This window comes from Bacillus sp. JKS001846, assembly GCF_900176455.1.
GTDB classification, from domain to species: domain Bacteria; phylum Bacillota; class Bacilli; order Bacillales; family Bacillaceae_G; genus Bacillus_A; species Bacillus_A cereus.
Window position 1 is genome coordinate 5287086 of record NZ_FWYG01000001.1, and the last position, 12595, is coordinate 5299680.

The window sequence follows — 12595 nt, forward strand, 5'->3', positions numbered from 1 at the left end:
TATGATATACTATAGAATAATTACAACATAAGAACTATTAAAAACAGATTCAACAGAAATGCTGCTATCCATTATGGATGGCAGCTTTCGTCGTTTTATAGGGGTTTCGATTTTGATTATTTTTCTCAATAAGAATGCGGAAGGAGCGGGTAGTAATGAACTCAGAAGTAAAAACGTTACAGTCAAAAGAAACAATTTCTCATCCCTCTTTATGGGACACATTAAAAAAACATTATGAACTTGTATTTGCAGTAGCATCTGGTATTTTTATTTTAGTTGGCTGGTTATTCACAAAGAACGATGTAATGAATGTAGGTATTACTTGCTATATCCTTGCTTATATAGTTGGTGGATATGCAAAAGCGAAAGAAGGCATTGAAGATACGATTGAAGAAAAAGAGCTAAATGTTGAAATGCTAATGCTCTTTGCAGCTATTGGTGCTGCAATTATTGGCTACTGGGCAGAAGGGGCTATCTTAATCTTTATCTTTGCGCTCAGCGGTGCTATGGAATCTTATACATTAAGTAAGAGCCAAAAAGAAATTTCCGCTCTTCTTGACTTACAACCCGAAGAAGCATTACGCATTTCCAACGGAACGGAGGAACGTGTTCCTGTTGGAGAGTTACAAATTAACGACATTATTTTAATTAAACCAGGTGAACGTGTTCCCGCTGACGGTACGATTCATAACGGTGAAACAAATATTGATGAAGCAGCAATCACGGGAGAACCTATTCCAAATGAGAAAAGACATGGCGATGAAGTATTTGCAGGTACTGTAAATTTACGTGGTGCTATCGAAGTTAAAATTACGAAGCCAAGCGATCAAACATTATTCCAAAAAATTATCCGTCTCGTCCAAAGTGCACAAAGTGAAAAATCACCATCACAACTATTCATCGAAAAGTTTGAAGGAACATACGTAAAAGGTGTACTACTCGTTGTTGCGCTTATGATGTTCGTTCCTCATTTCTTACTTGACTGGAGCTGGAATGAAACGTTTTATCGCGCTATGATCTTACTTGTAGTCGCATCTCCTTGTGCACTCGTTGCTGCCATTACACCAGCAACGTTATCTGCAATTTCTAACGGAGCAAGAAATGGAATTCTCTTTAAAGGTGGCATACATTTAGAACGCCTCGCTTCAGTAAAAGCAATCGCCTTTGATAAAACAGGAACATTAACAGAAGGAAAACCTACCGTAACAGATGTATATGTTCGAGAAAATATGACAGAAAAAGAAGTACTTTCTATTACAGCATCCATTGAAAGTCACTCTACACATCCTTTGGCTGCATCTATTGTTAAATATGCACAACATGCGTACGACATTACATTAAAAAAACCTGAAAAGGTTGAAGATGTAACTGGTTTTGGGCTAAAAGGAATATTCGAAAACAACGCTTATAAAATAGGTAAAGCTGATTTTATCGGTGAAGAAACAAAAACATTTCATAATGGTATTTCTGCCTCACTTGAAAAGGAAGGTAAAACTGTCGTTTATATTAGTGATGAGGGAGGCATTCTTGGACTTATCGCTTTAAAAGATACGCTTCGCCAAGAAACAATAGCTGCTATTCGTGAATTACAAAGCATTGGTGTCGAAGCAATTATGATTACTGGAGATAATGAAGAAACGGCAAAAGCAATTGCCTCTGAAAGTAATATAAAGGAATATTACGCATCATGTTTACCAGAAACAAAAGTTGAAACGATTAAAAAGTTAAAAGAAAAATACGGTACAGTAGCAATGGTCGGAGACGGTATAAATGATGCACCTGCACTAGCTACTGCTAGCATTGGTGTCGCAATGGGAGAAGGAACAGATGTAGCTTTAGAAACTGCGGATGTTGTACTGATGAAGAACGAACTATCTCGTCTTTCCCAAGCAATTCGTTTATCAAAACGAATGAACCGTATTGTGAAGCAAAACGTAATCTTTTCGCTAGCCGTTATTGCCATGCTAATTTGTTCAAACTTCTTGCAATTTTTAGCTCTTCCATTCGGTGTTATTGGCCATGAAGGAAGTACGATTCTTGTCATTTTGAATGGCTTACGATTATTAAAAGGCAGCAAATAAAACGGGTCCCTCATAGAGGACCCGTTTTTTTTAATGATAGCTATTATGACCGTTCGCACTGCTACTCGTTTTATGCTTTGGATGCGAACTGCTCTTTTGTTTATTATTACTTTTATTATTATGGTTCTTTTTATTATTACTCATGAAATATCCCCCCTGTTCCTTTTTATTATGGAACAAGAGCTCATTATTCATTACGGGAATTATTGTCACCGGTTCTATAATGGTGGAGTAAACCATTAATTTCACCGCCAAGTAAAATTACCCATCCAGTTAAGTAAAACCATAACATTAAAATAATGATACCACCGAGACCACCATATGTATTGGCGTAATTCGCAAACTTATCTACATAATAAGCAAATGAGTACGATACCACAATCCATCCTACAGTAGCAAATAACGCCCCTGAAATAACTTCTCTTCTTTTTAACTTTCGATCTGGGGCAAATGTATATAAGAAACTAAACAAAGCAAATAGCACGAAGAAACTCGCTACTAATCGTGTAATGCTCCACACGAAAGAAAAACTATCTGATAAACCGAGTGCTTTAAACACTGCTGCTCCAATAACTTGTCCGAATACCGGAACAATTAATGCAAAGACAATCATAAAAATAATAGCTAATGTAAACACAATTGATAACGCTCTTGTTGTAATAAAAGAACGTGTTTCCTTCACGTCATAAGCGCGGTTAAAAGCATTCATAACCGCATTAACACCATTTGAGGCAAACCATAACATGGATAATAAACCAAATGATAATAAACCACCATTTTGCTGGTTTACAACTTTATCTACATTTACCTCAATTAAGTTCATTGCATCATCTGGTACATAAACCTCTAATAAACTAAGCACATCCTCTGTTTGAATGGGAATAAATCCAAGAAGCGTAATTAAGAAAACGAGCCCAGGAAAAATTGCAAGCAAGAAGAAATAAGCGAGCTGTGCTGCCAAGCCCGCTACATCATCGCGCATCGTCCGGTCATATAAATCTTTACCAAACGAATAAGTACGATTTCTTCTCACCTTTTCTAAAATTTTTCTCATATATGTTTAAACGCTTTTCTTCTCTTCTTTATCTTGCTTTAACTCAATGTACGCTTCAGTTTTTTTTTCCACTGCATTTGAGTCTTTCATAAATAATTCACGCGCTTCTTTCATACCACCATCTTCAGCAACTACTGGCTCTTCTTCTGCTTTCAGCTCATCTACCTTTGGAGATACAGCTTGAATTTCAATCGTTTCTGGCTTTTCTTCCGGTTCAACTTTTTTCTTACTAAAAATTTCTTTCGTTTCTTTTAACGTCTCTACAACAGATGGCGTTAATTTTTTAATTTCTGCTACTTTCGCTTTTACCACATTGAAATCAGCAAGTTCGCGTCCTTTATCTGTAACAGTTTGCACTTTTTCTTTGATCTTTGCATTTTCACCAATTTCAATCATCTTTGTTTTTGCTTTTTCTGCTGTATTTTTTACTTTTTCACGGTTTTCTTTCTTTAACATGGATACAGCTACACCTGCCGCTACACCAATCGCAATGTTTCGAGCAATATTATTTTTCTTTGCCATATTCCTTCACCCTTTCATTTCTTATGTTAGAAAGTATTTCTTTCTAAGCTTCCTCATATTCCTTGTTCATTTCGAATGAAAGCTAATAGCTTTGCACACCCTTCTGTTACAAGGTCATATACTTCTTGGAAATTCCCTGTATAGTAAGGGTCAGGAACGTCTGTCCAGCCACCGTCTGGAACAAAGTCGGACAGCCTACCAATATAGCCTCCAGTTTTACCTAAACTTTTTAAATCTGCTATATTCTTGTTGTCCATGGCAATAATATAATCAAACTTTGTTAAGTCTTCTTTTTCTACTTGCCTTGCTTTAATTCCTTCAAAAGTGACTGCATTTTCTTTTAAAATTTTTTGTGTTCCTTTATGTGGCGGATGGCCAACATGCCAATCTCCAGTTCCTGCAGAATCAATGACAATTTTCTCTTCAAGTCCCTCTTTTACGACAAGATTTCGAAAAATCGCTTCTGCCATCGGAGAACGGCAAATGTTCCCAAGACAAACAAACAATACTTGAACCATACTTTTGTTTCTTCCCTTCTTGGTGCATTTCTTTATATATACTTATAGTATAAACAACCAATTATTAAATATAAAGGAAATCCCTACTAATTTAATGGGATTGAAAAGATTCATTAACGAAAATGATAAAAAATGTTAAGATAGCCTTATGTTATTTTAAAGGGGGACACTTCGGTGGATTTATCCGTAAAGTCAGAAGAAAACGTTGAATATATGGTCGAAGCTATTAAAGAAAAATTACGTATGGTTAATGCTGGAGCGATGAGAGCTGCTAGTTTTAACGAAGAAATGTACGAAGATTTACGTGACATTTATGATCATGTTATGAAACGTGAAACATTCAGCATTAGTGAAATGCAAGCTATTACAGAAGAATTAGGTACATTAATTAAAAAGTAAAAAAGCCTCTCTTATATGAGGCTCTTTTTTATTTCCAACAAATTCATGACAACTCTTCTCTTTCCCTCAACCAACTGTAAAATATTGTACAATAGAAGTAGAACCTCACCTTAGATTTTTCTCCATACATACTACTCACAAATAATAGCAACACTACCATTGCTAACTGTTTTTACTGGAGGTGCTTACTTATGAGCAATTGGTACAGTAAGACGAAAGATCAAACATTAATTGACCTAGAAACAAACGAACAACACGGTTTAACAGATGAAATTGTAAGTGAACGTTTAAAGCAATACGGTTCTAATGAATTAGCTACAAAACAAAAACGCACTTTATGGCAGCGTATTTTCGCCCAAATTAATGACGTCCTCGTATATGTCCTTATTATTGCTGCCCTTATTTCTGCCTTTGTAGGTGAATGGGCGGATGCCAGTATTATCGCGCTTGTTGTAGTTTTAAATGCTGTTATCGGTGTTGTCCAAGAATCTAAAGCAGAACAAGCTTTAGAGGCACTAAAAAAGATGGCAACACCTAAAGCCATCGTCAAGAGACATGGTGAACTAAAAGAAATTCCATCTGAGCACGTCGTTCCAGGTGATATCGTTATGCTCGACGCCGGACGATATATCCCATGCGATTTACGCCTTATTGAAACCGCAAATTTAAAAGTTGAAGAATCTGCTCTAACTGGTGAATCTGTCCCTGTTGATAAAGATGCAATCTACCACCCTTCCATGCAAAGTGATGAACAAGTACCACTCGGCGATCAAAAAAACATGGCCTTTATGTCTACTCTTGTAACATACGGAAGAGGCGTCGGTGTTGCTGTTGAAACTGGAATGAACTCACAAATTGGTAAGATTGCTACCCTTTTACATGAAGCAGACGATGATATGACACCACTTCAAAAAAGCTTAGCACAAGTCGGAAAGTATTTAGGCTTTGTCGCTGTAGCTATTTGTATCATTATGTTCCTCATCGGTTTTTTACAAGGCCGGGATACGTTAGAAATGTTTATGACTGCTATTAGTTTAGCCGTTGCAGCTATTCCAGAAGGCTTGCCAGCTATCGTTTCCATCGTTCTTGCAATTGGTGTGCAACGTATGATTAAACAAAACGTTATCATTCGCAAACTACCAGCTGTTGAAGCCCTCGGTTCTGTCACAATTATTTGTTCAGATAAAACAGGTACGTTAACGCAAAATAAAATGACCGTTACTCACTTTTATAGTGATAACACATACGATCGCTTAGAAAGTTTAAATGTAAATAATGATGCGCAACGTCTATTGTTAGAAAATATGGTGCTATGTAATGATGCGTCTTATAATAACGAATCACAAACGGGAGACCCGACTGAAATTGCACTTCTCGTTGCTGGAACCACTTTTAACATGCAAAAAGATTATTTAGAAAAAATACATGAACGTGTTAACGAAGTACCTTTCGATTCAGATCGTAAAATGATGTCAACCGTGCATACATACGATGAAAGCTACTATAGCATGACGAAAGGCGCTATCGATAAGCTCTTACCTCGATGTACCCATATTTTTAAAAACGGCAAAATCGAGATTTTAACTGATTCTGATAAAAATCAAATATTAGAAGCTGCCGGAGCAATGTCTCAAGAAGCTTTAAGAGTACTTTCATTCGCATTTAAACAATACAATTCAAACGATATGGATATAAATCATCTTGAAGAAAATCTTATCTTTATTGGTCTTGTCGGTATGATTGATCCACCACGAACTGAAGTGAAAGATTCAATTAAAGAATGTAAAAAAGCCGGTATTCGCACAGTTATGATTACCGGTGACCATAAAGATACCGCCTTTGCAATTGCCAAAGAACTTGGCATTGCTGAAGAAATATCGGAAATTATGATTGGAACTGAATTAGATAACATTTCTGATACAGAACTAGCTAGCAAAATTAATCATTTAAATGTATTCGCTAGAGTCTCTCCAGAGCATAAAGTGAAAATTGTAAAGGCATTACGCGCGAAAGGAAATATCGTTTCTATGACTGGTGATGGTGTCAATGATGCACCATCTTTAAAGCAAGCTGATGTTGGCGTAGCGATGGGCATTACAGGAACAGACGTTGCAAAAGGGGCAGCAGATGTCGTGTTAACAGATGATAATTTCTCATCTATTGTGAAGGCTGTTGAGGAAGGTAGAAATATTTATCGTAACATAAAAAAATCAATCCTCTTCCTACTCTCTTGTAACTTCGGAGAAATTATCGCTTTATTTTTAGCCATTTTACTTGGCTGGGCAACACCTCTACGACCTATTCACATTTTGTGGGTGAATTTAATTACAGATACACTTCCTGCATTATCACTTGGGGTTGATCCTGAAGATCCAGATGTGATGAAGGAAAAACCACGACATGCGAAAGAAAGTTTATTTAGTGGTAGCATTCCTTTTCTGATTTTCAATGGGGTTATCATTGGGCTGTTAACGCTAATAGCTTTTATCGCCGGAGCAAAATTCTATACTGGAGATACAAATTTATTCCCTCTTTTCCCAGAACGAATTGATGACGATGCTCTATTACACGCTCAAACGATGGCATTTGTCGTTCTTAGTTTTTCTCAGCTTGTTCATTCATTTAACTTGCGTTCAAGAACGAAATCAATTTTTTCAATTGGGATCTTTACCAATAAATATTTAGTCTTCTCCCTTCTTATCGGTGTTCTTATGCAAGTTTGTATCATCTCCATCCCGCCCCTTGCAAATATATTCGGTGTACATGCATTAACGATGCGAGATTGGGGATTTGTTCTCTTATTAAGTATCATTCCACTTATTGTGAATGAGATTATTAAATTAGTGAAGAGAAACTAAAAGGCAATGAGGACTATTCCTCATTGCCTTTTCATTTACCCTACTATTTTCCGTGCAGTAAAACTCCCACCTCAAAATTCAGTTTGAGCAAAGAAGTTAGGTGGTAGATTAACTGCCCATAAATGTCCAATTGGTGAAGGCTAATAATCGGTGGGGATGAACAAAACCCCACTGATTAAAGTTTCACTTTATCCTTGTAATTCTTTTTTAATGTTTTCAGTTAATGTAGCCATACGCTTGCGGCTTTCTTCACGCTCACGTTTGTTTTGTTCTTCAATTTGTTGTGTTTCTTGCATACCTCTTGAAATAATGTTCCAAGTTTCCTCAAGTGTTTCCATCTTAATACTAGAAGAACCTGATAATCTCGCTACTTCTACACTTTGCGTTGCGATATTTTGTGCATTTTTCTTAAGTAATTCATTTGTACGGCGATCCAGTTCAGCCATAGAATCTGCAACAAGCTTTTGACGCTTCGCATTTACCGCTTGAATGATACCATTTTTAAAGATCGGAATCGTTGTAATAAATGCTGTATTAATTTTACCAATTAATTTATTATTACCACGTTGAATCATACGAATTTGTGGTGCTGTAAGTAGTGCAACCATACGCGCTTTTTCTAAATCATCAATACGTTGCTCTAAAATTTCAACCGAGTTTTTAAGCGACTCTAATTCAATACCTGCTAATTGATCATTATTACGCACACGCTCTTCATACATCGGAACTAATTCTGTATTTAAACGCTCTAATAGCATTTCTCCTGCTACTACGTACTTCTCTAAGTCTAAATAATATTTTAAGTTTTGCTCATACAAGCCATCTAACGTACCAATTGATTTTTTCATCTCATCTTGGTACTTCGTAATTTCCACATACACTTTATCAATTTCACGGCCCATCGTTTGATACTTGCTAAAGATTTGTTCAATCATTTTATCCGCTTTTTTGAACATACGTGAGAAGAAACCACTTTTCTCTTCCGCAAAGTCTTTGCTATCAAATCTGTCCATAATTTTACCAAGCTGTTTTAATAATTCACCAGAATCTTCTATCTTTGATAATGACATTGTATGTAAAATTTGATCAGCAAAACGTGAAATTTCCATAGAAGGTTCTTTTCCAAGTTCAATTAATTCTAATTGATCTTTAATATCTACCGCATTATAAATACGTTGTACATCCGCATCTTGTCTAAGTTGCAAGCGAACATCTTGTGCTGTTTGCTCATTTAATTCTGTTTTCGGATCTAGTACGACTGGGTTATTCATATGGTATTCTCCCTTTCCTTATAAAAATGGACGAAATAGTCCTTTTATTGTTTGTGATAAATTTTTATAGGCTGATGAACTATGAAACTCAAGATCGAAATTAACCTCTTCAAGCCAATGGGAATCAAATGCCCCCGCTTCAATATACGGTTCAATATCGTTTCTTCCCGTTGGATTGAAATGGAATACATCTACTCCAATTTGATTTAAAAATAGTAATAAAACAGCATCAGAACGAGTTAACTCTCCACTCTTCTCATTATTAAATATAACAATTTTCGGCACATCTTGTGAATAATCAAATTTCTCAAGCTGTTCTAAAATATTCGGTGGTATTTGAGAAAGTTGCGCGAAAACATATAGCGCTACATCTTGTTTTGTCTCTTTCGCAATTGGTTTGCACATTTCACTTTCACACGTATGGATAATCGCTTCTGCAATCCCATGTTGTAAACCTTCCGGTAAACGCTTATGCGGCCACCAATGGCTATTCATAATTAGATCAGGATGTAATTTCCCCCCACGGTCTAATGCATCTCGATAATGATATTGGAAGTTTGCTTTTTGCTCTTTCGTAAATGGGAATGTATTAACTAGTATACTGTTATCAAATGATGTAACAGCCTTTAATCGTTGAAAATACTCTTTATCATTCTTTGAAACGCCTGATATTTTCGCAAATAAAGAAGGGATATAAATATGTTTATTTTCAACAAAGAATGTCGGGCGTACAAACGCCTTTTCTTTCGTAATTAAAAAGAGCTCATCATATGTTGTTTTTAGTGTACGAGCTACAGGCGTATAGGAACGGAATTGCCACGGCTTGTACAGCAGTGAATTATCGTGGTGAAGTACTTGCTCAATTTCTTTTGAAGCTTGATACGCTACTGTTGCCACACGCTCGCGGCGGCGATCTGGAAATGGTTCAAGAGAAATACGGCCTGGATGAGACACAATAAAGGTCCTTCCCTCTTCATCAACATTCTCAAATCCATCTTTTCCTTCTGGGTGATAATAAAGCACATCACAACCGAGCATAATAAGAAAGTATAAGAAATATATACGGCTTTCCTGTGCATCACCATACCAAACGATACGCGGCATCTGTTTCTTATAATTAATCGTAGAAAACCACTTTGCTACATAATTTTCGCTTAGTTTAATTATGTCGATTAAGAAACGACGGAAGCCTTCTGTCTTTAACGACTGATTATGTTGTTTCTCATATAATTTCAATAGTGAAATAAACGTCGTATGTATGTAATGCTGTAAATCAGGATTGTCTACTTTCGGTAAAAGTTGTTTCCCAGATAAGTGTGCAACTAACCTATTTACTGTCAGACCATTTGGTGCTTCTTGATGTAATCCGAACACTTCTTGAATATGACGAAGCTTTTCCGAATCAATCACTTTGTTTAAATTTTGTTCGTGTAAAACTTCGATTCCTTTCGCTTCACTATAATCAAACAGTTCATTAAAATATTCATCTACATCATTAGGAACGCCAAGGATTCGACATGCTATATAACTAAATTTCATCTCATTCTCTGTCAGTTCATATTGTGGACGTTTTTCTAAAAGCGTTTCAAATTGCTTTAAATCTGATTCATCTTTTAATGCATATGGTTGAAGTGTAAAACGTGAAAACACAACAGTTCACCTCCAAAAACAGTTACGTTTTTTCTAAGTCCTTCTTCTATTATAAACTATTTTTTGTTATAAAAAATGGGCGCTCGCAAAACGAGCAAACCCATTTCAATTATTTATTATCTTCTTTAGTAGCTGCAACTTCTTCTTTAGCTTGTCCAGAATTCTTCATGTAGTGAATTATAAATGTTGCTCCAAATGCTACAACTAAAATAATAAAGAATAGTGTATGACTAATCTCAATCTCGATTAAAGACAGTAACATTTTCGATGCAATAATTAAGATTAAAATGTATGCTGTCGTTTCAAGCTCTGGAATACGCTCTAATAATTTCAAGAATACACCGGCAATACCACGCATCATTAAAATACCTAGCATTCCGCCTAATAATAAAATCCAAACTTCATTAGATACACCAAATGCAGCAAGTACACTATCTACAGAGAATGCGATATCCATTAATTCGACCATTGCAACTGTTCCCCAGAAGACACCGAACATTCTGAAGAAAATACTGTTTTGGTTCATACCATGAGCTTCCTCTTCTTCACCTGCACCTTTACGCTTATCAATAAAGTATTTTACTGATAACCAAGCAAGGTAAAGTGCACCAAGAAGTTTTACCCACCATAATTTAATTAAGAACATTCCGATTCCAATTGCAATAAAGCGGAATATATAAGCTCCAATAAGTCCATAGAATAATGCTTTTTTACGTTTCTCTTCAGGAAGGTGTTTTACCATTACCGCTAACACAAGTGCGTTATCAGCAGATAACAACCCTTCAAGTACAACAAGTGTACCAATTAATCCCCAAGATACTGGATCTTGCAACACTTTAATCCACATGTCCAAGTCGAAAAACTGAGCATACGTATCAAGGATTCCTTGCAAAATACTCATCTTACCTTTATCCCCTATTCTTTGCTAGATTTATAGAAAGGTCAAAAAAAGGAAACGAATATCGTTTCCTTTCTATGCATCCAAGCCATACGCTCTTACAAGCGCACCTAAACCACCTTGGAATCCACTTCCTACTGCATTAAACTTCCACTGTCCATTATGACGGTATAATTCACAAAAGACAACTGCTGTTTCGATAGAGAAGTCTTCCCCTAAATCAAAACGAAGAACTTCTTCGTTCGTCTCTTCATTCGCTAAACGAACGAATGCGTTTCCTACTTGTCCAAAGTTTTGATTACGGCCTTCCGCATCATAAATTGTAACTGTAATAGCAATTTTATGAACGTCTGCTGGAACCTTTTTCAAATCTACAACAAGTTGCTCATCGTCGCCTTCGCCTTCACCTGTTCTGTTATCGCCAGTATGTAAAACTGATCCACAAGGAGACTTTAAATTATTATAGAAGATAAAATCAGTTTCCTTCGTACATTTCCCGTTCGCATCTAATAAAAAAGCAGATGCATCTAAATCGAAATCGTCTCCGCCATCATAAGATTTAATATCCCATCCAAGACCAATTACTGCTTTTGTTAAACCAGGACTCGTCTTACCTAAATCAATCTTCTGTCCTTTTTGTAACTGAATAGCCATTTATATTCACCTCTATATTTTTATCTTTAAAAATATACCCATCAGTAAACATGCATTTCACCAATGGATATATAAATTGAATCTATTACTCTACATCTAAACCAAAGTTATTACATAGAGACGCTAACCCACCTTGGAATCCACTTCCGATTGCATTGAACTTCCAATCACCTGCATGGCGGTATAATTCACCTACTACTACCGCTGTTTCAATAGAGAAATCTTCTCCTAAATCGTAACGAATTAACTCTGCATTCTTTTCTTCATCGAGAATACGTACGAATGAGTTAGAAACTTGACCAAAGTTTTGGCTGCGGCCTTCTCCATCATAAATTGTAATTGTGAAACAAATACGTTCGATGTGAGCAGGAACATTTTTTAAATCGATTTTAATCGCTTCATCATCGCCTTCGCCTTCACCAGTTCGGTTATCTCCTAAATGCTCTACAGCACCATTCGCACCTTTGGGATTATTATAGAAAACGAAATCTTCTGCTCCTGAAACTTTACCGTTCGCACCTACTAAAAAGATACTAACATCTAAATCGAAATCAGCTTGTCCATCATAACGATTTGTATCCCAGCCAAGCCCTACAAGTACCTTTGATAAACCTGGATTTGTTTTTGTTAAATCTACCTTTTGTCCCTTTTTTAAAGAAATAGATGCCATTTAAAAATTCCTCCTTAGTT

The 12595-nt window shown here is 36.2% G+C and carries 11 protein-coding genes; 3 read left to right on the forward strand and 8 right to left on the reverse strand.

Annotated elements, in window-relative coordinates:
- Positions 1–155: 155 nt before the first annotated feature.
- Entirely contained in the window at positions 156–2081 is a 1926-nt protein-coding gene (locus B9A45_RS28115) for a heavy metal translocating P-type ATPase (protein ID WP_001083773.1), read from the forward strand.
- A 187-nt stretch (positions 2082–2268) separates the two neighbouring features.
- Here B9A45_RS28115 and B9A45_RS28125 read toward each other — a convergent pair whose 3' ends face one another.
- The 3 genes from B9A45_RS28125 to B9A45_RS28135 are packed head-to-tail and all read right to left on the reverse strand — an operon-like array spanning position 2269 to position 4175.
- Positions 2269–3135 (reverse strand): YihY/virulence factor BrkB family protein, encoded by an 867-nt coding sequence (locus B9A45_RS28125; RefSeq protein ID WP_001226536.1) that lies wholly within the window; start codon positions 3133–3135, stop codon positions 2269–2271.
- A 6-nt stretch (positions 3136–3141) separates the two neighbouring features.
- Positions 3142–3657: a DUF4075 domain-containing protein gene (locus B9A45_RS28130; protein ID WP_001085388.1), complete on the reverse strand. Its 516-nt coding sequence runs from the start codon at positions 3655–3657 to the stop codon at positions 3142–3144.
- Between the two features lie 53 nt (positions 3658–3710).
- Positions 3711–4175: a low molecular weight protein-tyrosine-phosphatase gene (locus tag B9A45_RS28135; protein WP_000250916.1), complete on the reverse strand. Its 465-nt coding sequence runs from the start codon at positions 4173–4175 to the stop codon at positions 3711–3713.
- A gap of 174 nt (positions 4176–4349) precedes the next feature.
- Between B9A45_RS28135 and B9A45_RS28140 the strand changes: the two genes are divergently transcribed.
- Together B9A45_RS28140 and B9A45_RS28145 are read left to right on the forward strand one after the other, a co-directional pair.
- Positions 4350–4574, forward strand: coding sequence for a DUF1128 domain-containing protein (locus B9A45_RS28140; RefSeq protein ID WP_000366196.1), 225 nt, complete (start codon positions 4350–4352; stop codon positions 4572–4574).
- A gap of 191 nt (positions 4575–4765) precedes the next feature.
- Positions 4766–7432: a cation-translocating P-type ATPase gene (locus tag B9A45_RS28145; RefSeq protein ID WP_084065543.1), complete on the forward strand. Its 2667-nt coding sequence runs from the start codon at positions 4766–4768 to the stop codon at positions 7430–7432.
- Between the two features lie 188 nt (positions 7433–7620).
- Here the strand turns inward: B9A45_RS28145 and B9A45_RS28150 are convergent, their stop codons facing one another.
- The 5 genes from B9A45_RS28150 to B9A45_RS28170 all read right to left on the reverse strand — a co-directional run bounded on the left by B9A45_RS28150 (position 7621) and on the right by B9A45_RS28170 (position 12575).
- Positions 7621–8703, reverse strand: coding sequence for a toxic anion resistance protein (locus B9A45_RS28150; protein WP_001064409.1), 1083 nt, complete (start codon positions 8701–8703; stop codon positions 7621–7623).
- 18 nt (positions 8704–8721) lie between these two features.
- Positions 8722–10353: a YceG family protein gene (locus tag B9A45_RS28155; RefSeq protein WP_084065544.1), complete on the reverse strand. Its 1632-nt coding sequence runs from the start codon at positions 10351–10353 to the stop codon at positions 8722–8724.
- A gap of 109 nt (positions 10354–10462) precedes the next feature.
- A complete protein-coding gene (locus tag B9A45_RS28160; protein ID WP_000025688.1) occupies positions 10463–11254 on the reverse strand; it encodes a TerC family protein in 792 nt (263 codons plus the stop codon).
- A 72-nt stretch (positions 11255–11326) separates the two neighbouring features.
- The gene (locus B9A45_RS28165; RefSeq protein ID WP_001007532.1) at positions 11327–11905 is read right to left on the reverse strand and encodes a TerD family protein; all 579 of its coding nucleotides are present in this window, start codon (positions 11903–11905) and stop codon (positions 11327–11329) included.
- Positions 11906–11990: 85 nt separating this feature from the next.
- Entirely contained in the window at positions 11991–12575 is a 585-nt protein-coding gene (locus tag B9A45_RS28170) for a TerD family protein (protein ID WP_000146720.1), read from the reverse strand.
- Between the last annotated feature and the right edge of the window lie 20 nt (positions 12576–12595).